The sequence below is a fragment of the Pseudomonas sp. p50(2008) genome (assembly GCF_015351605.1).
Classification (GTDB): domain Bacteria; phylum Pseudomonadota; class Gammaproteobacteria; order Pseudomonadales; family Pseudomonadaceae; genus Aquipseudomonas.
In genome coordinates, this window is sequence record NZ_JACMYF010000005.1 from 120886 (window position 1) to 139857 (window position 18972).

The following is an 18972-nucleotide window of genomic DNA, read 5'->3' on the forward strand; positions in this document are numbered from 1 at the left end:
TCATGAGTGTTTGCATTGTAGGTGCTGCCGGAGCCTGCGGCAGCGACTACGGTAATGTTGTTACTTTCGCGCCTCCAGAATCAGGTTGAACGGCGTTTCAGTGGCTCGACGGAAACTCGAGAAACCGGCCTCGGTAAACACTTTGCGCAACCGCGCCTCGCCCGCCTGCGCACCGAGCCCGAGGCCGACTTCCTGTGACAATGAGTTGGGGGTGCAAATGAAGGTCGACGCGGCGTAGAACAGGCGTCCGACTGGGGTGACGTTGTCGTCGAGCGCATCGTTGGCGAAGGGTTCCACCAGCAGGACCGAACCGTCCGGCTTGAGCGACTCAAACGCATGCCGCGCCGCGCCCACCGGGTCGCCCATGTCGTGCAGGCAGTCGAAGTAGCAGACGAGGTCGTAGTCGTTGCCCGGGTAGCTTTTCGCTGTTCCCTGGAAGAACCGCGCCTGTGCGGCCACGCCACCTTCTTCGGCGCGCTGGGTCGCCACGGTGACGGAGGGTGCGTGGTAATCGAACCCGACGAACCGTGAGTTGGGAAACGCCTGGGCCATGATCACCGTCGACGCCCCATGCCCGCAGCCGATATCGGCGACTTTGGCGCCGGCTTCAAGTTTTGCCACCACGCCGTCCAGGGCCGGTAGCCACTCGGCGATCAGGTGCGCTTTGTAACCGGGCCGGAAGAACCGTTCTGTGCCGCTGAACATGCACGGATGGTGGTCGCCCCAGGCCAGTGCACCATTGCCGCGCATGGCGTTGATCAGTTTGTCCTTGTCATGGAAAAACGAGGCGACTACGCCGACGCCACCGGCCACGTAGACCGGCGAGTCTTCAATTGCCAGCGCCAGTGCTTGCTCTTCAGGGAGACGGAACTGGCCGTCGCGATGTTCCATGTAGCCGGAGGCGGCGTGGGCACTGAGCCATTCGCGCAGCAGGCGGGTGTTGCAGCCCGTTTTGTCGGCGAGTATTTCCGGGGTGATGGGTTGGCTGTCGGCCATGGCCCGGTACAGGCCGAGTTCCTCGCCGAGAATGACATTGGCGAGCATGGCTGCGCCGCCCATGTCGTTGATCAGTTTGCCCATGAATTCGTTGAGTCTGGCCTCGTCCATCACGTGTGCTCCTTTGGCAGGATCACGGTCCAGAGGTGGTGTTTTTCGGGGTTGGCACGTCTGGGCGGTGGTCGTGGGAATGAACAGGACGCACGATGTGTCCTGCGTGGGTTAAGTTTAGTTCGCTGGCCTTGGGGTGTTGGGTGGGGCGACGAAAGTGCTGGGTGGGTGTGGGGGCGGATGACGAGGCGGCCTGATAGCCGACCTGTCTTTTTTGGATGTACCCCGATTCCTGTGGGAGCTGGCCTGCCAGCGATGGCGGCCTGCCAGCCGGCCTGTTTTTTGCGGGTGTACATATCCATTGCTGCGGTAACGGCGGCTTAGGGTTTCGCCCTTACGGCGACTCACTTTTTTTTCAAACGCCAAAAAAAAGTAAGCAAAAAAAGGCTCGCCCCAAGCGTACGGCACCTCGCTAAAGCTCGGTGTTCCCTCGCTCCGGTGTCCATCTGGGGGCATCGCCTACGGTCTGCTTCGCGACGACCTCCTCTCGATGTGTGCGGCTTCGCCGCACGGCGCTTCGCGCCTGACCCCCAGATGAACACCTCCACTCGGCCTCCCGACGGGGCGGGTGGATCAAAATCAAAAGCTTGCAGGCGAGCTAACGCTCGGCCTTGAGTGGTGAAGGGCAACGGCGCTGTGTGGTGGTTTTCTTTAGATGCTCTGTAGGAGCAAAGCTTGCTCGCGATGACGGCCGATTGACCGACCTGATTCATGCGGATGTACCCGATCAACCTGTAGGAGTGAGCCTGCTCGCGATGACGGCAGTACAGACAACCAACCAGTTTGATCCATACCTGATCGCGCATACGCTCCAGTCCGGAGTTTTCATCCGCCCGCTATCAACCCACCCAAACCTCGCGCACATACCCGATCTAACAGCAAACCTGACCGTCTCTCATGTACTGGAATGTATCCACCCCCCTTCCCGATACAGTTCCGCGCAACACCGGCCCCCAGCCGAACACAGACCCGATACATCCCGATGATTGACTGAACATCCGTTCTGACTACTTCGAGATCGACATCATGCAGACCCCCATTTCCTCAGCAACAGCGACCGTAGGGCTTGGCTTGCGTCGTGGATTGATGAAGGACCTTCAAGCGGCCCGTGTGGGTGATTTCGATTTTCTGGAGGTTGCTCCGGAGAACTGGATCGGTATCGGCGGCGCCCATGGTGCGGCGTTGCGGGACCTGGCGGAGCGGTATCCGTTGTCCTGCCACGGCTTGTCCCTGTCGTTGGGCGGTCCGGCGCCGCTGGACGTCGGGTTTCTGCAGGAGGTACGAGGTTTTCTTGATCACTACAACGTGCCGCTGTACAGCGAACACCTGAGTTACTGCGGCGATGACGGTCATCTTTATGACCTGTTGCCGCTGCCGTTTACCGAAGAAGCAGTGCACCACGTCGCCGCGCGGATTCGCCAGGCCCAGGACATTCTGGGGCGGCGCCTTGCGGTGGAAAACGTCTCGTATTACGCCGCGCCCCGGCAGGACATGGATGAGGTGACCTTCACCAATGCGGTGCTGCGCGAAGCCGATTGCGACCTGCTGCTGGACGTCAACAATGTGTACGTCAACTCGATCAATCACGGTTTCGATCCGCAGGCCTTTCTGGCCGGCATCGATTCGGGGCGGGTGGTGGCGATGCATGTGGCCGGGCATTTTGATGAGTCGGATACGCTGAAAATCGACACCCATGGCGCCTCGGTCAAACCGGTGGTGTGGGCGTTGCTGGCTGAGGCATACGCCCGTTTCGGTGCGCAACCGACCTTGCTCGAACGGGACTTCAACTTCCCGGCGTTCGATGAATTGGTCGCCGAACTGCAGACCATTCGGCGCTTGCAAAGCAGGGAGTTGAACCGTGGATAAATCAGGCCTGTTCGAGCAGCAGAGCACCTTGGGTCGTTACCTGCGCGATCCCGATCACTGCACGCCGCCGACGGGGATGGATGTCGCGCGGGCTGAGGTTTACCGGGATCTGATTTTCGCGAATCTGTCGTCGTTGCTGAGCGGAACGTTTCCGGTGCTGATCAGGATTCTCGGCAATGAACGGTGGCGCACAATGGTCCGTCTGTTTTTGCGCGACCATCGCGCGCGTACGCCCAAATTCGGCGAGATTGCCCAGGAGTTTGTCGGGTTCCTGGCTGACGAACCGCAAGCCTTGAGGGAGGGTAACTGGCCAGCGTTCATGGTCGAACTGGCGCATTACGAATGGGTGGAGATGGCACTGCAGCAGTCCGATGCCGAGCCCTTGCCTGCCAGCAATGCCGGCGAGTTACTGGATCGGCCGTTACGGGTTTCGCCATTGGCCTGGCCGTTGGCGTATGCCTGGCCGGTGCAGCAAGTGGGGCCCGATTACCAGCCTGAAGCGCCGCCCGTGCAGCCAACGTTGTTGCTGGTGCGTCGATCAGCTGATTGGCGTGTGAATTTTTCCGAGCTCAGTCCGTTGGCGTGGCGACTGTTGCAGCGTATCGATGAATTCCCGCAGCTTGCCGGGCGTGCACAGCTGGACGGATTGGCGCTGGAAGCTGGCGCGGCTGGATCGGTGCAGTTCACGGCGAGCGGGTTGACCCTGCTGCAGCAGATGCACAGTGAAGGTGTGATTGGCGTTGTCGATCGGGTGACTACGCCTGCTCGCGACTGAGGCAATCCGCTCCTACTGCTTGAACACCAACGCCTTCAACCCGCACTCGATGTCCGCATCCGGAAACTCCGGCGGGTTTTCCAGCCGTTGTTCAAAGTGCAGGCTCGGCGCTTCACGCATCACGCCGTCGATGAGGAAGTCCGGACCGAATGCCGGATCGTTCATGCAAGCCAGCACCGTACCCTGTGGGCTGAGCAGTTCCGGCAATCGACGCAGTACGCGCTGATAGTCCTTGGTCAGCAGAAAACTGCCTTTCTGGAAGGACGGCGGGTCGATGATCACCAGGTCGTACGGGCCCTTGCCGATGACCTTGCCCCAGGATTTGAACAGGTCGTGACCGAGGAATGTCACCTTGCTCAGGTCATGCCCGTTGAGCCGGTGATTATCGCGACCACGGCTCAGGGCCGCGCTGGACATGTCCAGATTGACGACGTGTTCGGCGCCACCTTCGATGGCCGCGACCGAGAAGCCGCAGGTGTAGGCGAAGAGGTTCAACACCCGCTTGCCCTGTGCATGGGCTTGCACCCAATCGCGACCGTAGCGCATGTCGAGGAACAGCCCGTTGTTCTGCTTGCGGCCCAGGTCCACGCGATAGCGCAGGCCGCCTTCGGTGATGGTCATTTCCTCAATGGCCTCCCCAAGCAACCATTCGGTAGTGCTTTGCAGCAGGTAGCGATGTTGCAGGAGCAAGGTGTGCGCGCCCGACGCAGTCCACTCCGGCCTGTGAGTGAGCGCCAACAGCCTTTGCTTCAAGTCTTCCAGTTGCGCAGGTTCAGGTTCCTTGAACAGCGACACCAGCACCACGCCCTGTAACCAGTCGACGGTCAGTTGCTCCAGCCCCGGCCAGCATCGACCACGGCCATGGAACAGTCGGCGTGTTTCTGCGGGTGCCGAGGCCAGGCCAGTCAACAGATGGTCGTGGAGGAGGGTGAGCGCGTTTGGATTCATCGGGTCAGGTCGGCCATTTGAGGGGGCGGCATTTTAACCACAATTGCACCGCAAGGCGCTGTGCCGGGCGTCGAGAGTTATCACGTTTAATTTAACTTTACGTGAGGATTTGGGGATCTGCCGGCTCACATACTCGGCTCCAACGAATAACAACAACCGTTGGGAGAGCCGCCATGACTAAGCCACCTGCTTCACCCAAGGTCAGCAGCCATCCCCGTTGGTTAAGGCTGACTCACTGGCTCAATGCCCTGGCGGTGCTGGTGATGGTCACCAGCGGGTGGCGCATCTACAACGCCTCGCCCCTCTACGATTTCAGTTTTCCCGCCTCGATCACGCTCGGAGGATGGCTGGGTGGTGCCTTGCAATGGCATTTCGCGGCGATGTGGTTCCTGACCATCAACGGCCTCGTTTACCTGATCATCAATATTGCGAGCGGTCGTCTGTTCCGGCGCTTTTTTCCGCTGTCGCCCAAAGGTCTTGTTCATGACCTGTGGGCTGCGTTGAGAGGGCGTTTGGGGCACGCGGACCTCAGTCATTACAACCAGGTGCAACGGCTGGCGTATCTGTTCGTGATGGTCGACATCACGCTGCTGGTGATCTCCGGGCTGGTGATGTGGAAATCCGTGCAGTTCCCGCTGTTGCGTGAACTCATGGGTGGCTACGACGCCGCGCGCCATGTGCACTTCATCGCGATGTCGCTGCTGATGGCTTTCGTTGCGGTGCATCTGGTGATGGTCGCGCTGGTTCCCAAAACCCTGTTGGCCATGATTGTCGGTCGCAAGGAGCCCGTATGAAAAAGCATCTGCAAGGATCGGGACTGGACGAATCGTCCATCCTCACCGACGCCCGGAAAATCATTGCCCCGCAGATTGAAGACCGCTCCCGTCGTTCGTTTTTGATGCGCGGCCTGACCCTCGGCGGTGTGGCGATGTTGTCCGGCTGCAACCTGACGGACAACGAAAGCGTTGAAACCGCGCTGTCCTCCATGTCCCGTTTCAACGACCGGGTTCAAGGCTGGTTATTCAACCCCAACGCATTGGCGCCGACGTATCCGGAATCAATGATTACCCGACCGTTTCCGTTCAATGCCTTCTACGGCATCGACGAGGCACCGACGGTCGAGGAAGACAGTTATCGGCTGGAGGTGACAGGGCTGATCGCCGACAAACGCAGCTGGCGGCTTGAGGAACTGCGCGCCATGGCGCAAACCGAGCAAATCACCCGGCATATCTGTGTCGAAGGCTGGAGCGCAATCGGGCGCTGGGGCGGTGTGCGGTTCAGCGATTTCCTCAAACGCATCGGCGCCGACACCGACGCGAAGTACGTCGGCTTCAAATGCGCCGACGATTACTACACCAGCATCGACATGGCCACCGCACTGCATTCGCAAACCTTGCTGGCGCTGACCTATGACGGCGCCGTTCTGCCTCGCGAGTACGGCTTCCCCATGAAGCTGCGCATGCCTACCAAGCTGGGCTACAAGAACCCCAAACACATTCAGGCGATTTTCGTCAGCAATACCTACAGCGGTGGCTACTGGGAAGACCAGGGCTACAACTGGTTCGGTGGAAGCTGAAGTCGCCTGGGCATTTCACCGCGCGGCGACCGCTGCGTTAATCGTAACTGTGCTCCAGGAGTTTCATCATGAAAAAGCTAACCACCGTTGTACTGTCCATGTGCCTCGCCGTAGGGGCTGCCAGCGTTTTTGCTGCCGATACGATGAGTAACGACAGCATGAGCAAGGATTCGATGTCCAAAGATTCGATGTCCAAGGACGCGATGAAAAAAGATTCGATGAAAAATGACGGCATGTCCAAGGACTCCATGAGCAAGGACACGATGAAGAAGGACGGCATGTCCAAGGACGCCATGAAGAAGGATGCAATGGCCAAAGACGCCATGAAAAAGGACGACATGGCCCAGTGATTAAAGTACCCGCCAGCTACAGGGCGCCTGATTTTGTCGTCTGGTTGTATCAAAAATGAATTTCCGCCGAGTCCGCTGCTCATACTTGTAGGCAGCGGATTTGAGCCCGCGAATTCATTAAGGCAATCAGGGAGTGGCAGAGTTATGAGTCCAGTAACGACGGCGGGTGATTCCCTTGCTGGCGGATTGATTCTGGTGGTCGAGGATGATCCGTTAATCCTGGAGTTTCTCTGCGAAATTCTGCAGGAAGAAGGTTTCTCGGTTGAACCGCAGATCAGTGCTGACGCTGCGTCAATCTATCTGGAGGAACACTCCAATAGGGTCAGTCTGCTACTGACGGACATCACCATGCCCGGCAAACTCAATGGAGCCGATCTGGCCAACCAGTTCGGCGACCGATACCCGGACAAGCCCATCATGATCATGTCGGGCTTCGAAACGCCGGAGACTTCCGGGGTGCGGCACGAGGTGTCTTTCATCAAGAAACCCTGGGCGCTCGGGCAGTTGCTCGATTGTGTGGAAGGCGCGTTGAAGTCACACCGTCCTCAACGTTGATCCTGTACATTTGCTGAAAATCCCGCTTGGCACCTGCGAAAGGAAGTCTCTCTTTGTCTGCTCATGACACTGTCTTCAACACCCCCTACCGCGCATTTTTGTTCGACATGGATGGCACCGTTCTTAATTCCATCGCCGCCGCCGAACGGATCTGGACCACCTGGGCCTTGCGCCACGGTATTGATGTGCCGTCGTTTTTGCCGACGATCCACGGCGCTCGGGCAATCGATACGGTTAACCGTCAGGGGTTGCCGGGCGTGGATGCCGAGGCGGAAGCCGCCTGGGTGACGCAGGCGGAAGTTGAAGATGTGGAAGGGATTGTCGAGGTGTCAGGGGCGGCGCAGTTTTTGAAATCCCTGCCCGCCAGGCAATGGGCGATTGTGACGTCGGCACCCCGGGAGCTGGCTTTGCGCCGGATGGCCGCCGCGGGGATTGTGGAACCTGAGGTGTTGGTGACTGCGCAGGATGTCAGTGCTGGCAAACCCGATCCTGCCGGTTACCTGTTGGCGGCTAAGCGTCTGGGCTTCGATGTGACGGACTGCCTGATTTTCGAAGATGCCAGCGTGGGGATTCAGGCGGCTGAGGCGTCGGGGGCAGATCTGGTGGTGATTACGTCGACCCATCCGCATCCGATTCAGACGCCGCATGCGACGCTTGCCAGCTATGACTCGGTCAGTGTTGAAACGGATCCTGATGGCCGAATTCGCCTTAACCCGATTTGAGGGTGTACCCGCGTTTTGCGGCACTCACGCATTTTGTGGCGAGGGGATTTATCTTGTGGTGAGGGGATTTATCCCCGTTGGGCTGCGAAGCAGTCGCAAGCCCTGACGGCTCGGTGTGACTGAAGAATGCTGGGGGCTGCTTCGCAACCCGACAGGGATAAATCCCCTCGCCACAAATGCTCGCGCCACTTTTGAGTAGTGCGTTCATCAGTAAATCCCCGGTAACAATCGCTAGCCGCGGTGGCAGTCAGCCTCATCCTCGCCGCCGAACTGCGCCTTCAACAGCGCTGCTTCCGCCTGAATACGGGCGATCAGCGGGATCAGTGTGACGGCAGCCAACGCGAGGCCTACGCCGGAGCGACAGGCCAATGCCCACCCGATGGCAATCACCAAGGTAAGTTGGGCCGAGATTTTCATGATTGACTCCATTTGGCGTAGGAACTGCCGAAGGCTTCGATCTTTTGATTTTCAAGTGCGGAAGTTTGCGGCCACCGCCTGTGCCTACGCAGCGTTTTCGTTTCGGGCATTTCGCCGAATCACCTGCGGCGGCTGCCCGAACCCGCGCAAGAAAGCTTCGCGCATACGTCTTGGATCACTGAACCCGCTTTCGATGGCGATTTGATCAAGGGTCAGGCGCCCGCGCTCCAGCAATTGCCGCGCCGCTTCCAGGCGCAGGTTCTCGATGGCTTTTGCGGGCGACTGGCCGGTTTCGGCGCGAAAGGCCCGGCTGAACTGGCGCGGACTGAGACGTGCGACGTCCGCCAATTGCTCCACTGACAAGGCCTCGGCGAGGTGTTCGCGCGCGTAGGCAAGAACGGTTTGAATGCGGTCGGATTTCGGTTCCAGTTCCAGCAGCGCGGAGTGCTGCGACTGGCCACCGGCGCGGCGGTGGTACATCACCAGTTTCTGCGCCACGGACCTGGCCAGCTCGGCGCCGTGATCCTTTTCGACCATCGCCAGTGCCAGATCAATGCCGGCGGTCATCCCGGCGGACGTCCAGATTGAGCCGTCGACCACGTAAATCCGGTCTTCTTCCACCCGGATCGACGGATACCGCGCTTGCAGATCCCGGGCATACGCCCAATGAGTCGTCGCCCGTCGCCCCTCAAGTAAACCGGCCTGGGCCAGCACGAACGCACCCGAACAGATCGATGCGGTGCGGCGTGTGGCGTTAACGCTGTCACGCAAGAAACTCAACACCCCGGCCGGTGCCTGCTCGAGGATGGAATCGCCGCCGACCACAATGAGGGTGTCGAACACGCGCTCATCGAAGGCCTCGGTGCCGACCGTCAACCCCCCGGAGGCACGCAATGTGTGGCCGTGCTCGGACAGCACGCTGACGTCATAAAGGGGTTCGCCAGCACTGAAGTTGGCGTACTCGAACACCGGCATCGCGGCCAGTGCCATGGACTGAAATCCCTCAAACACCACAAAGGCTATGGAAGTCATCGATTTGTCCTCAAACGGAAGTGTCCTGAAAACGTACTTTAAACGTCATTTGAGACAAGCGTCAGTGCCTTTATAAAGGTTCACACCGGCGACCTTATCGCCTCACTGTGAAGGAAACTTGAAATGGCCCTCTCTTCCAAAGGTACTGCCCTGATTACGGGCGCTTCTTCCGGCATTGGTGCGGTCTATGCCGACCGATTGGCGCGTCAAGGCTATAACCTGATTCTAGTTGCTCGCAGCCGCGGGAAATTGAACGCGCTGGCCAATCAATTGAGCAACGAAACCGGCCGCACCGTGGAGGTCATCGCTGCTGATTTGAAGGAGAGGGCGGACCTGTTGCGGGTCGAAGAGGTTCTACGCAACGACGCCAGTATCACCTTGCTGGTCAACAACGCGGGCGTTGGTGGTGTCATGCCCCTGTTGGGCAGCCCGGTGGATGACATGGAAGACATGATCACCCTCAACGTCACCGCGCTGATGCGTCTGGCCTATGCAGTTGTGCCTGGTTTCGTCGCTCGCGGCGTCGGAACGGTGATTAATATTTCCTCGATAGTCGCCATCGCCCCTGAAATCCTCAATGGTGTATACGGCGGCACCAAGGCGTTCGTTCTTGGCTTGAGCCAATCGATGCACCACGAGTTGGCCGACAAAGGCATTCGCGTGCAGGCGGTGTTGCCTGGCGCCACGGCTACGGATTTCTGGAGCGAGGCGGGCAATCCCGTGGAAAATCTTCCGCAGGAGATCGTCATGTCCGCCACTGACATGGTCGATGCTGCGCTGGTGGGGTTGGCGGCGGGAGAGGTGGTGACAATTCCGGGGCTGCACGATGGTGAACACTGGGACCGCTACGAAGCCCTGCGCAAAGAGCTGTCAGGCTTGTTCGGCAACTCAACGCCGGCATCGCGTTATCGCTGCATTTAAGGCGCAATGAAAAATCTGTGGGAGCAAAGCTTGCTCGCGATAGCGGTATGTCAGGCAAGTTGACTGAGCCTCATACAGTGCTATCGCGAGCAAGCTTTGCTCCCACAGTTTTCACTCTACCTATCTGTCGTTGTCCCACAGATCTGTCGGCGGCTAAAAACTCTATTGCCCGCTTGCCGCGCCGTCATTTATCAGAATGGCCCGAGCCAGATCTTCGTCGGTAGCGTTCAGACCAGGATTGTCCTGGCGGATCTGATGCATCACCGACTCCAGATAAACCCCTCGAATCGCACCACCACTGGCAACGAAGCTGGACGCGTCGTCTTTGGCGGGAATCATCAACTTGTGATCTTTGAAGGTTGAATACAGGGACGCTGAAACCCCGGCCGACGTTGCAACATCGCCTGCATCGACCTTGGCCATAGCCGAACCAAAGGGTAAACACAGTACCAGGGAAGAGATCAGAAAAAGACGGCGCATGACGGTGTCCTCCGACAGCTTGAAGCGTAAGGGAATTACCACATAGCTTAGGATGCCCGACAGTACTCAGGAGTTCCTTGATGCGCGAATAATCACTTCAAGTAATGCCTGTCATTTCTTCATGTTCGAGGCCGGTGTGACCGATGATCAGTGTCTGCAATGCCACGCGCCAAGGGGGCTATGCTTTGCAGTGTGCCCATCGCAATGGGAGATTTCCGATGATCAATGTCGCCACTGCCTGTCTGCTCGCCGATTACAAACGTTGGGCTGACTTACGACTGTTTGAAAGCCTGGTCGCGCTGCCGGCGGGTGAGGTCGGTAGAGAGCGGGCCTCGGTCTTCAAGAACATGATCGGCACCCTCAATCACATCTACGTAGTGGACTGCATCTGGAAGGCCCATCTCGAAGGCCGAGGCCACGGCTTCAAGACGTCACACGACTTGCTGCATGCCGAATTGCCTGACTTGCGCAGGGCGCAAAGAGATATCGATCACTGGTACTGCGACTGGAGTTCGCGCCAGACTGATGAGTCGCTGCGCAAGCTCGTTCAGTTTGCGTTTGTCACGGGTGAAAGCGGCACCATGAGTACCGGCGCAATGCTGATGCACGTGGTTAATCACGCCAGCTACCACCGAGGGTGGATCGTCCAGATGTATTTCGAAATCCCGGCAATGCCCCCCGTTACCGACCTGCCCGTGTTCCTGCGCGAGCACGATCCGAACGTTCAAACGCCCAGTGCGCCGCCGGCGGCTCGGGCAGGTGTCGGGCTATTCGCGAGCGCGACCAACGTGCTGCCGTATCGTTATCGTTGACGCCGGTTTATACGACGACGGCCCTTAGAGCATGACGTCGAGCGGCATCGTTGGCTCTTGGGGTGGTCCTTATAAATACACGCGCCGCATGACCCGATGCAGAGGCGAGTATCTTGTCCAGACTGACAAATTGCAGAGCACATCGAGATAATTTAAGGAAACTATCGCACGATTTAATGAACTGTAAGACAGTTTCCCAATGCCGACTGCAAGTCGATTGTCAATGTGTGCTTGGTAGTTAAGTGATTTGTTGCATGTAATTAGGGGCATGCGCTCGCGTCACAAATTGTCGTGTTTTCAGACAGGGTGTCTCATCGGAATTCAAGTGATTTTGGCCAGTAAAACACCAACCTTCAGCAGTTGCTGCCGCTGGGTCAATGGTGCCTCCAACGATAATGAAAATGAAGAGTGTTCGGTTCTCACTGCTACTCTGATGTAAAAAACTGTTGATAGTGGATAGCTCGCTCTTGTTTTGCTTCAGTTAAATAGGGGTTTCTTATTTCTTTCACTTCTTTGTAAAATTTTTTCACATGAGGATCTAGATACTGGGCAATATTATGTTTGCTAATCATTTTGTGTAATGTTGGGTTATAAGGATTTGCAATGCCTATACTATTTTGTAGCGTGCGTAAGTGCCTGTTTTTCAACCCATCTATGGCAATGGTTTTCAGATCGAGGTAGCTGTATGTCTTTGTGGTGGGGTTGAAGATGGAGTCTAAAATTGTATTTTTTATCAAGCCATCCTTTGTCATGCTTCCTGACGGGGCGAGAGCTTCCATTCTGTTAGAGCGCATGCCGTATTTAACACTTCTTTCCCAAGCTATTTTGTTGTCAAGCTGCGCTAGTTTGTCTCGGGCCTTTATAGCAGCTGTCGTACTGACATTAGGATTTATAGATAAAACACCACCATTGTACGCAAGCTTTCCGGTCCATTTTGCTTTCAACCAAGTGAAAAAGGCAAAGTGTCCATTTGGATCGATTCTGTTTATCGGGTCTCCTAGGCAATAAGCGTAAGAGTTCAACCCTCCTTTCCCAAACGGACTCAAACTGTCCGGGCTATTAAATCGCATCAGAACCGGATTGAACGCCCGATACCCATTGCCCAATAAATAATGCCCGGTTACCGGGTCTGGCCGTTCGCCGTTGAATCCCAGCAGACTGAGCATTCCGTTTTTAAGGGAGCGATGACCATAGGGCGAATAGGCGAGGGGTTGTGACGGGTGATCTGCTTTCAGTGTTTGAATTACCGAGCGCTGCTGATCAGTGGCCAGCAGTGAAGTTTCAAGCGCATCACCGTCAACCCGCTTTTGTGCCAACAGCAAATCGCCTTGCTGGACGATCGAATGTTCGACCACACCCTGCACCTCGGTGGTGAGCCGGCTTTTGCAGTAGAAGCGTTGAAGCTGTGCTTCATCCGATGGTGTAAGGCCAATCAAACGATCAAGAGCGTCATAGCGATAGAGGCATAGGAGGATTGGTCGCAAGGGCTTCATGAGTCAGTGCTCCGCCGGGCTGATGTGCGGATCAGTATTGACTGTCTGGTCACGGGTGGGAACTAGCAGAACTGTTAGGTTTTCGTGTGTCAGTCCGTACGCATTTCCATAGTCAGATGATTAATTGTGGCGAGGGAGCTTGCTCCCGCTGGGTTGCGCATTAGCCCCAAACCTGAGCTCGGGGTTTGACTGAATGATTACGGTTGGATGTTTTTGGGGCTGCTGCGCAACCCAGCGGGAGTGAACTCCCTCGTCACAGGGGATTGTGTAACTCCTATTCGGTCAGCACTTTCCTGAACGTTTCCACCAGCGGCCGCAGGTTGATGCGGTGCCAGGCTGCCCAGAGTGGTGTGGTGAATGCGATCCACGGCACTTCCCGCAGCACCACGCCCGGCGGTGCGTTGCGGCTTAACCCTTTTTGAATCATCGCGATGCCCAGGCCTGAGGCGACGAGGCCCAGTGCCGTGAAGGGTTCTGTGGCTTCCATGCGAATGTCGGGGGTGAAGCCGGCGCGGATGCAGGCGCTGACGAAGTCTTCGCGGCTGGCGCAGTTCTGGCGGTGTTGCACACCGATCCACTCCTGGTCCGCGAGGTCGGCCGGGGTCAGGTTTTTTTGAAGCGCCAGTGGGTGATGTTCGGGCAGCGCCAGCAACATCGGGTCGTCGAGTACCTGGAAACCCAGCAGGTCCGGATCGTCGGCGACGGGTGGTTCGCTGACCAGGGCGATATCCAGACTACGCTGACGCAGGCCTTCGAGTTGTTCGACAGAGCTCAGGTTGTACAGCGCGACGTGGACGCTGGGTCGCTCGACCCGCAGCACGCGCAGGGCATTGGGCAGCACGCCGGCGTGCATGGCGTTCTCGATGTAGCCGATGCACAGGCCGCCTTCTTCGCCGCGACCCAGACGCTTGCCGAGGGATTCAAGTCGATTGGCGTGGGTGAGCAGTGCGCGGGTTTCGGCCAGGAAAGTCTGCCCGTCGCGGGTCAGGCGGATGCGTTGCTGGCTGCGCTCGAACAGGGTCAGGCCCAGGCGTTCTTCGAGCTGGGCGATCTGACGGCTCAAGGGTGACTGGGAGATGTGCAGGCGTTCGGCAGCGCGTCCGACGTGCTCTTCTTCAGCGACGGCGACGAAATAGCGCAATTGGCGGATGTCGATCATGTCAGACCTATTGGGACTCAAGTGCTGCACATTATGTCTTGGACGGTCCGATCGTAGCAATCTAGGATCTGCTCAACGGTCACCTGCGATCCTTGAGCAAGGCGACCTCTGAAACTGACGAGGATTGAATCATGAGCTTGAAAGACAAATTGCCCGGCACGCTGGGTTTCGGTACCGCGCCACTGGGCAACATGTTCCGCGCCATTCCCGAAGAAGAGGCGATGGCCACCGTGCACGCGGCCTGGGATGCAGGCGTTCGGTACTTTGACACCGCGCCGTTCTACGGCTCCGGCCTCTCGGAGATTCGCCTCGGCACCGCGCTGGCGCAATACAACCGCGACGACTATGTGCTCAGCAGCAAGGTTGGCCGGGTGATTCTTGATGAAGTCGAAGATGCCTCGGCCCGGGACCTGGGCGAAAAGAGTGGGGTGTTCGAGCACGGTCGCCCGAACAAGATCGTCAATGACTACAGTGCTGACGCGACGATGCGTTCGATCGAAGACAGCCTCAAGCGTCTGCAAACCGACCGTCTGGACATCGTCTGGGTGCATGACATTGCCCAGGATTTTTACGGTGATCAGTGGCTCGAGTACTTCAATCAGGCCCGCACCGGCGCGTTCAAAGTGCTGACGCGGTTGCGTGAGGAAGGGGTGATCAAGGGCTGGGGCCTGGGTGTGAACAAGGTAGAGCCTTGCGAACTGACCCTTGACCTGACCGAAGCTCAGCCGGACGGTTTTCTCTTGGCGGGGCGCTACACGCTGCTCGACCATGACCGTGCCTTACAGCGTTTGATGGATGCCGCGTTGGCGCAGAACGTCGAGATCGTGGTCGGCGGTCCGTACAGCTCGGGCATTCTGGCGGGCGGCACGCACTTCGAGTACCAGAAAGCCAGTCCGGCGATCGTCAATAAGGTCGACCATATCAAGCGCATTGCCGCGGCCCACGGCGTCGATATCAAAGCAGCGGCGTTGCAGTTTTCCCTGGCGAATCCGGCGGTGGCGGCGGTGATTCCAGGCTCCAGCCGTCCGGGCCGGATTGCTGAAGATGTGGCGGCGTTGTCGGCGGTGATTCCTGTGGCGTTTTGGCAGGCACTGCGTGACGCGAAGCTGGTGTCCGAGCGGGCTCCGCTGCCAGGCCAAAAGATCGCAGCCCGAGCCTTCGGCAGCTCTTACATGAAGGATGGTGACGTATGAAAATTGATCTCAGCGGAAAACTGGCGATTGTCAGCGGCAGTACCGCCGGCATTGGCTTGGGCATCAGCAAGGCGCTGGCCGAATCCGGCGCAACGGTGGTGGTGATCGGCCGGGAAGCGGCGAAGGTCGAGCAAGCGTTGGCCAGCATTCGCCAAAGCGTGCCAGGTGCGCAGTTGCGCGGTGTGACAGCTGACCTGGGCACTGCTGAAGGCGCTGAACAGTTGTTCGCCGCCGAACCGCGGGCGGACATCCTGGTGAACAACCTGGGGATCTTCAATGACGTGGATTTCTTCGACGCGTCAGACAGTGAGTGGACGCGCTTCTACGAAGTCAACGTGATCTCCGGTGTGCGCCTGTCTCGGCATTACGTGCCGGACATGGTCAAGCAAGGATGGGGGCGGGTGATTTTCCTGTCCTCCGAATCCGGCGTCGCGACCCCGGCAGACATGATCAACTATGGCGTCACCAAAAGCGCTAACCTCGCGGTGTCCCATGGTTTGGCCAAGCGCTTGGCAGGCACTGGCGTAACGGTCAATTCGGTGCTGCCCGGCCCGACATTCACCGACGGCCTGGAACACATGCTCAAGGATGCCATCGCCGAATCCGGACGCAGCGCCCGGGAAGAAGCCGACGCTTTTGTGCGTAAGGCCCGTCCGACGTCGATCATCCAGCGCGTGGCGGATGTCGAGGAAGTCGCGAATCTGGTGGCCTACATTGCGTCGCCACTGTCCTCGGCGACCACTGGCGCGGCCCTGCGGGTCGACGGCGGTGTTGTCGACAGCATGGCAATCTGAACCCTTTTCATCTAGAGAGAACGCCCTATGGCAACTGCATCAGCATTTATCGATATCCCGGCTTCGGCCGACCAGGTGTGGCAATTGATTGGTGGCTTCGACACGCTGCCGGACTGGCTGCCGTTCATTCCCAACAGTGAGTTGAGTGAAGGCGGACGTGTGCGCAGCCTGCAAACCTCGGATGGCGCGGTGGTGGTCGAGCGGCTTGAGCTGTTTGATAACGCGGCGAAGACTTACAGCTATTCGATTTTGCAGGCGCCGTTTCCGGCGAAGGATTACCTGGCGACCTTGAGCGTTGAGGCTCGAGGGGAGGGTGCGCGGGTGACGTGGTCAGGGAAGTTTGAACCGGTCGGCGTCAGTGACGAAGAAGTGGTGGCGTTGTTTACGGGGATCTATGAGGGCGGGCTCAAAGCGTTGCGAGCCAATTACCCGGGTTGAGGCAGGATTTAAGTCCCCGGTGGGTGTGTAGCGATACGCGTACATTTGTGGCGAGGGGATATTCATTACTGCGCAGTTCTTGTCAGGTCTGTGGGATCAGGCTCTGCCGGCAATCGAGCACCAACCGCGCGCCACCCCTTTCACTGCTCCCCACCTCCAGCGTAAACCCGTGCAGGCTGACAATCGCGGCGACGATGGACAGTCCCAGTCCAAACCCGCTTTGCTGGTTGCCACCCTCGGCGCGATAGAAGCGCTGGAACACCGCTTCCCGTTCGGCCAACGGTATGCCGGGTCCGGAGTCGAGTACTTCGATCCGCGTATGCCCACCCTCATTGACCCCACGCAAAATCACTTCGCCACCTGGTGGGGTGAACTTGATCGAATTGCTCAACAGGTTGGCCACGGCTTCAAACAACAACGCCCGATCACCGTTTAGAGGCGGCAATGAGAGTGGTATTTGCAGCTGGAATTTCAGTTCGCCTTCTTCGGCCAGCGGCAAGTAAAAGTCATGCAGCTCCTGCAACATCGGCACGGGATCCAGCTGCACAAAACCGGAACGGCGCTGGCGATCTTCCAGTTCGGAAATCCGCAACAGGCCGCGAAAACGCGCCATCAAGGTGTCTGCTTCGCCGAGCACGGAATCCAGTTGCACGGCCAGGGGTGAGCCTTCGTCCGCCTGCTGCTGGATGCGGTACAACTGCGCCCGCAAGCGGGTCAGTGGCGTGCGCAGATCATGGGCAATGTTGTCGCAGACGCCCTTGACCTCGTTCATCAACCGCTCGATGCGTTCGAGCATGGCATTGACGATGGCTGCGAGCATGTCCAGTTCATCGCGACGGTTGGACAGCGGCAATCGGCGCGTCAAGTCACCGGCCACGATGGCTTCGGCGCTGGCCTGAATCCCGCGAATCCGTTTCAAGGGGCGGCGCCGCAACAGGTGCCAACCAGCGATGCCCGGGAGGATGGTCAGGGTGACGCCCCAGAACAAGGCGTGGAGGATGATTCGCGTGACGGCAAACAGAGAGCCGTTGTCGCGCACCAGAATCAGCCAGCGACCGTCGAGCGTCTGGGTGGCGACCGCATCACAACTGTCGGCCGGCAGGCTCGGGTCGTCGGAATCGGCGCAATCGCTGAGCATGTGAATCTTGCCGTCCAGTGGCAATCCTTCGGGAACGTGGTTCAGTGCGCCGCTCAGGTAGCGGTGCTGCTCGTCGAACAGGCCGTAGGCGTCGATGCCGCGGATGTCGAAGGTCATGCTGACGGCGAGGGCGTCGACCAGTTGCTGGCCCTGAAAGTGCGAGAACAGATGCTGGCGTTGCAACAGGGAGTGTTTGGCCAGGTTGTCCAGGTAGGCGGAAACCTCGTAGTACATGACCCCCATGAGAATGCCGCTCCAGATCACGAACAGTGAACTGTAGAGCGCGAGCAAACGACTGCTGGAAGAGCGCCAGCCTTTAGACGGGTTCGGCAATGACATAACCCGAGCCTCGCACGGTCCGTATCAGTGGGGCATTGCCGGGGGGGTCGATCTTTTTGCGCAACCGGCCGATGTGCACGTCGATGAGGTTGGTGCCGGGATCAAAGTGATAGCCCCAGACCTCTTCGAAAATCATCATGCGCGACAGGATCTGCCCGGTGTTGCGCATCAGAAACTCCAGCAGTTTGTACTCGGTGGGCAACAGTGTCAGCAGTTGACCGTCGCGGCTGGCTTCGTGGCTGATCAGGTTCAGTTCGAGGTCAGCGACCCGCAGCGTGGTGGCCTGGGTGGCGACGGTGTTCTGGCGGCGCAGCAGGACTTCAACCCGGGCGGCCATTTCATCGGTGGCAAAGGGTTTGGTCAGGTAATCGTCACCCCCTGCGCGCAGGCCTCGTACTCGCTCATCGACATCGGAGAGGGCGCTGATCATCAGGATTGGCGTGGCGACACCCATGGTCCTGAGCGTGGTGACAATGGCCAGGCCGTCCAGCTCGGGCAACATGCGGTCGAGGGTGATCAAGTCGTAGTTGCCACTGACTGCACGCTCCAGTCCTTCGCGGCCATTGTCGACCCAGTCCACGTCGAGGCCATGGCTGCTGAGTTCCGCAACAATTTCCCGGGCGGTCACGGCGTCGTCTTCGATGGTCAAGATTCGGGTCATAGGAAGGCCTGATGGTGGTTCAAAACGTTGCCGGCATTTTGCCAATAATTAGCGCCGGTCTTTCTAAATAAAACTTCATCTAAAGGCGCAATGCATAAAACCCGCTGGTTATGACGTTTCGTTGCAATTTGCATGGCTTTTGGAAGTTCAAAATTTTTAAGATTATGAAAAATAAAGACTTTTTAAAAATTCCGCG

Annotated in this window: 20 protein-coding genes and 1 pseudogene; 12 read left to right on the forward strand and 9 right to left on the reverse strand. The window is 58.2% G+C overall.

Annotated elements, in window-relative coordinates; all coding sequences use genetic code 11:
* Positions 1 to 60: 60 nt before the first annotated feature.
* Positions 61 to 1107, reverse strand: coding sequence for a class I SAM-dependent methyltransferase (locus H7698_RS15305; RefSeq protein ID WP_194691960.1), 1047 nt, complete (start codon positions 1105 to 1107; stop codon positions 61 to 63).
* A 1026-nt stretch (positions 1108 to 2133) separates the two neighbouring features.
* Here H7698_RS15305 and H7698_RS15310 point away from each other — a divergent pair.
* Both H7698_RS15310 and H7698_RS15315 read left to right on the forward strand, forming a co-directional pair.
* Complete coding sequence (locus tag H7698_RS15310) at positions 2134 to 2973, forward strand: HvfB family MNIO-type RiPP peptide maturase (protein WP_194691961.1); 840 nt, start codon at positions 2134 to 2136, stop codon at positions 2971 to 2973.
* Positions 2966 to 3748 (forward strand): HvfC family RiPP maturation protein, encoded by a 783-nt coding sequence (locus H7698_RS15315; RefSeq protein WP_194691962.1) that lies wholly within the window; start codon positions 2966 to 2968, stop codon positions 3746 to 3748. The genes H7698_RS15310 and H7698_RS15315 overlap by 8 nt, the downstream gene beginning before the upstream one ends.
* Before the next feature lie 12 nt (positions 3749 to 3760).
* On the opposite strand, the gene H7698_RS15320 is transcribed toward H7698_RS15315, so the two are convergent.
* Positions 3761 to 4696, reverse strand: coding sequence for a class I SAM-dependent methyltransferase (locus H7698_RS15320; protein ID WP_194691963.1), 936 nt, complete (start codon positions 4694 to 4696; stop codon positions 3761 to 3763).
* 173 nt (positions 4697 to 4869) lie between these two features.
* On the opposite strand from H7698_RS15320, the gene H7698_RS15325 reads away from it, so the two are divergent.
* The 5 genes from H7698_RS15325 to H7698_RS15345 all read left to right on the forward strand — a co-directional run bounded on the left by H7698_RS15325 (position 4870) and on the right by H7698_RS15345 (position 7899).
* Complete coding sequence (locus H7698_RS15325) at positions 4870 to 5490, forward strand: cytochrome b/b6 domain-containing protein (RefSeq protein WP_194691964.1); 621 nt, start codon at positions 4870 to 4872, stop codon at positions 5488 to 5490.
* Positions 5487 to 6272: a molybdopterin-dependent oxidoreductase gene (locus tag H7698_RS15330; RefSeq protein ID WP_194691965.1), complete on the forward strand. Its 786-nt coding sequence runs from the start codon at positions 5487 to 5489 to the stop codon at positions 6270 to 6272. Before H7698_RS15325 ends, H7698_RS15330 begins: the two co-directional genes overlap by 4 nt.
* A 68-nt stretch (positions 6273 to 6340) precedes the next feature.
* Positions 6341 to 6622, forward strand: coding sequence for a pentapeptide MXKDX repeat protein (locus H7698_RS15335; RefSeq protein WP_194691966.1), 282 nt, complete (start codon positions 6341 to 6343; stop codon positions 6620 to 6622).
* 144 nt (positions 6623 to 6766) lie between these two features.
* The gene (locus H7698_RS15340) at positions 6767 to 7177 is read left to right on the forward strand and encodes a response regulator (RefSeq protein ID WP_194691967.1); all 411 of its coding nucleotides are present in this window, start codon (positions 6767 to 6769) and stop codon (positions 7175 to 7177) included.
* A gap of 53 nt (positions 7178 to 7230) precedes the next feature.
* Positions 7231 to 7899, forward strand: coding sequence for an HAD-IA family hydrolase (locus H7698_RS15345; protein ID WP_194691968.1), 669 nt, complete (start codon positions 7231 to 7233; stop codon positions 7897 to 7899).
* Positions 7900 to 8130: 231 nt separating this feature from the next.
* Here the strand turns inward: H7698_RS15345 and H7698_RS15350 are convergent.
* Both H7698_RS15350 and H7698_RS15355 read right to left on the reverse strand, forming a co-directional pair.
* Positions 8131 to 8292 (reverse strand): annotated as a pseudogene (locus tag H7698_RS15350) (isoprenylcysteine carboxylmethyltransferase family protein); the annotation flags it as partial.
* Positions 8293 to 8400: 108 nt separating this feature from the next.
* A complete protein-coding gene (locus H7698_RS15355; RefSeq protein ID WP_194691969.1) occupies positions 8401 to 9348 on the reverse strand; it encodes a GlxA family transcriptional regulator in 948 nt (315 codons plus the stop codon).
* Positions 9349 to 9471: 123 nt separating this feature from the next.
* On the opposite strand from H7698_RS15355, the gene H7698_RS15360 reads away from it, so the two are divergent.
* Positions 9472 to 10269 (forward strand): SDR family NAD(P)-dependent oxidoreductase, encoded by a 798-nt coding sequence (locus H7698_RS15360; RefSeq protein ID WP_194691970.1) that lies wholly within the window; start codon positions 9472 to 9474, stop codon positions 10267 to 10269.
* A gap of 162 nt (positions 10270 to 10431) precedes the next feature.
* On the opposite strand, the gene H7698_RS15365 is transcribed toward H7698_RS15360, so the two are convergent.
* On the reverse strand, positions 10432 to 10749 hold the full coding sequence (locus tag H7698_RS15365) for a DUF2388 domain-containing protein (RefSeq protein ID WP_162439181.1): 318 nt from the start codon (positions 10747 to 10749) through the stop codon (positions 10432 to 10434).
* A 218-nt stretch (positions 10750 to 10967) separates the two neighbouring features.
* Between H7698_RS15365 and H7698_RS15370 the strand changes: the two genes are divergently transcribed.
* Positions 10968 to 11561, forward strand: coding sequence for a DinB family protein (locus H7698_RS15370; RefSeq protein ID WP_194691971.1), 594 nt, complete (start codon positions 10968 to 10970; stop codon positions 11559 to 11561).
* 425 nt (positions 11562 to 11986) lie between these two features.
* Here the strand turns inward: H7698_RS15370 and H7698_RS15375 are convergent, their stop codons facing one another.
* On the reverse strand, positions 11987 to 13054 hold the full coding sequence (locus H7698_RS15375) for an RHS repeat-associated core domain-containing protein (protein ID WP_194691972.1): 1068 nt from the start codon (positions 13052 to 13054) through the stop codon (positions 11987 to 11989).
* Positions 13055 to 13328: 274 nt separating this feature from the next.
* The gene (locus H7698_RS15380) at positions 13329 to 14213 is read right to left on the reverse strand and encodes a LysR substrate-binding domain-containing protein (protein ID WP_194691973.1); all 885 of its coding nucleotides are present in this window, start codon (positions 14211 to 14213) and stop codon (positions 13329 to 13331) included.
* A gap of 131 nt (positions 14214 to 14344) precedes the next feature.
* Here H7698_RS15380 and H7698_RS15385 point away from each other — a divergent pair, with 131 nt between their 5' ends.
* From H7698_RS15385 to H7698_RS15395, 3 genes are read left to right on the forward strand one after another with little or no spacing between them, the layout of a single operon-like run.
* Positions 14345 to 15406, forward strand: a complete 1062-nt coding sequence (locus H7698_RS15385) for an aldo/keto reductase (protein WP_194691974.1) — start codon at positions 14345 to 14347, stop codon at positions 15404 to 15406.
* Complete coding sequence (locus tag H7698_RS15390) at positions 15403 to 16200, forward strand: SDR family NAD(P)-dependent oxidoreductase (protein WP_194691975.1); 798 nt, start codon at positions 15403 to 15405, stop codon at positions 16198 to 16200. Before H7698_RS15385 ends, H7698_RS15390 begins: the two co-directional genes overlap by 4 nt.
* A gap of 27 nt (positions 16201 to 16227) precedes the next feature.
* Positions 16228 to 16638, forward strand: a complete 411-nt coding sequence (locus H7698_RS15395) for an SRPBCC family protein (protein ID WP_194691976.1) — start codon at positions 16228 to 16230, stop codon at positions 16636 to 16638.
* A gap of 82 nt (positions 16639 to 16720) precedes the next feature.
* Here the strand turns inward: H7698_RS15395 and H7698_RS15400 are convergent, their stop codons facing one another.
* Positions 16721 to 18115: a sensor histidine kinase gene (locus tag H7698_RS15400; protein ID WP_162439188.1), complete on the reverse strand. Its 1395-nt coding sequence runs from the start codon at positions 18113 to 18115 to the stop codon at positions 16721 to 16723.
* Positions 18093 to 18776, reverse strand: a complete 684-nt coding sequence (locus H7698_RS15405) for a response regulator transcription factor (RefSeq protein ID WP_194691977.1) — start codon at positions 18774 to 18776, stop codon at positions 18093 to 18095. The genes H7698_RS15400 and H7698_RS15405 overlap by 23 nt, the downstream gene beginning before the upstream one ends.
* Positions 18777 to 18972: the final 196 nt, after the last annotated feature.

Excerpts from the sequence above, each read along its gene's own strand:
- H7698_RS15305 (WP_194691960.1), bottom strand. The coding sequence starts at position 1,107 with ATGGACGAGGCCAGACTCAACGAATTCATGGGCAAACTGATCAACGAC.
- H7698_RS15310 (WP_194691961.1), top strand. The coding sequence starts at position 2,134 with ATGCAGACCCCCATTTCCTCAGCAACAGCGACCGTAGGGCTTGGCTTG.
- H7698_RS15320 (WP_194691963.1), bottom strand. The coding sequence starts at position 4,696 with ATGAATCCAAACGCGCTCACCCTCCTCCACGACCATCTGTTGACTGGC.
- H7698_RS15325 (WP_194691964.1), top strand. The coding sequence starts at position 4,870 with ATGACTAAGCCACCTGCTTCACCCAAGGTCAGCAGCCATCCCCGTTGG.
- H7698_RS15330 (WP_194691965.1), top strand. The coding sequence starts at position 5,487 with ATGAAAAAGCATCTGCAAGGATCGGGACTGGACGAATCGTCCATCCTC.
- H7698_RS15335 (WP_194691966.1), top strand. The coding sequence starts at position 6,341 with ATGAAAAAGCTAACCACCGTTGTACTGTCCATGTGCCTCGCCGTAGGG.
- H7698_RS15340 (WP_194691967.1), top strand. The coding sequence starts at position 6,767 with ATGAGTCCAGTAACGACGGCGGGTGATTCCCTTGCTGGCGGATTGATT.
- H7698_RS15355 (WP_194691969.1), bottom strand. The coding sequence starts at position 9,348 with ATGACTTCCATAGCCTTTGTGGTGTTTGAGGGATTTCAGTCCATGGCA.
- H7698_RS15360 (WP_194691970.1), top strand. The coding sequence starts at position 9,472 with ATGGCCCTCTCTTCCAAAGGTACTGCCCTGATTACGGGCGCTTCTTCC.
- H7698_RS15365 (WP_162439181.1), bottom strand. The coding sequence starts at position 10,749 with ATGCGCCGTCTTTTTCTGATCTCTTCCCTGGTACTGTGTTTACCCTTT.
- H7698_RS15370 (WP_194691971.1), top strand. The coding sequence starts at position 10,968 with ATGATCAATGTCGCCACTGCCTGTCTGCTCGCCGATTACAAACGTTGG.
- H7698_RS15375 (WP_194691972.1), bottom strand. The coding sequence starts at position 13,054 with ATGAAGCCCTTGCGACCAATCCTCCTATGCCTCTATCGCTATGACGCT.
- H7698_RS15380 (WP_194691973.1), bottom strand. The coding sequence starts at position 14,213 with ATGATCGACATCCGCCAATTGCGCTATTTCGTCGCCGTCGCTGAAGAA.
- H7698_RS15385 (WP_194691974.1), top strand. The coding sequence starts at position 14,345 with ATGAGCTTGAAAGACAAATTGCCCGGCACGCTGGGTTTCGGTACCGCG.
- H7698_RS15390 (WP_194691975.1), top strand. The coding sequence starts at position 15,403 with ATGAAAATTGATCTCAGCGGAAAACTGGCGATTGTCAGCGGCAGTACC.
- H7698_RS15395 (WP_194691976.1), top strand. The coding sequence starts at position 16,228 with ATGGCAACTGCATCAGCATTTATCGATATCCCGGCTTCGGCCGACCAG.
- H7698_RS15400 (WP_162439188.1), bottom strand. The coding sequence starts at position 18,115 with ATGTCATTGCCGAACCCGTCTAAAGGCTGGCGCTCTTCCAGCAGTCGT.
- H7698_RS15405 (WP_194691977.1), bottom strand. The coding sequence starts at position 18,776 with ATGACCCGAATCTTGACCATCGAAGACGACGCCGTGACCGCCCGGGAA.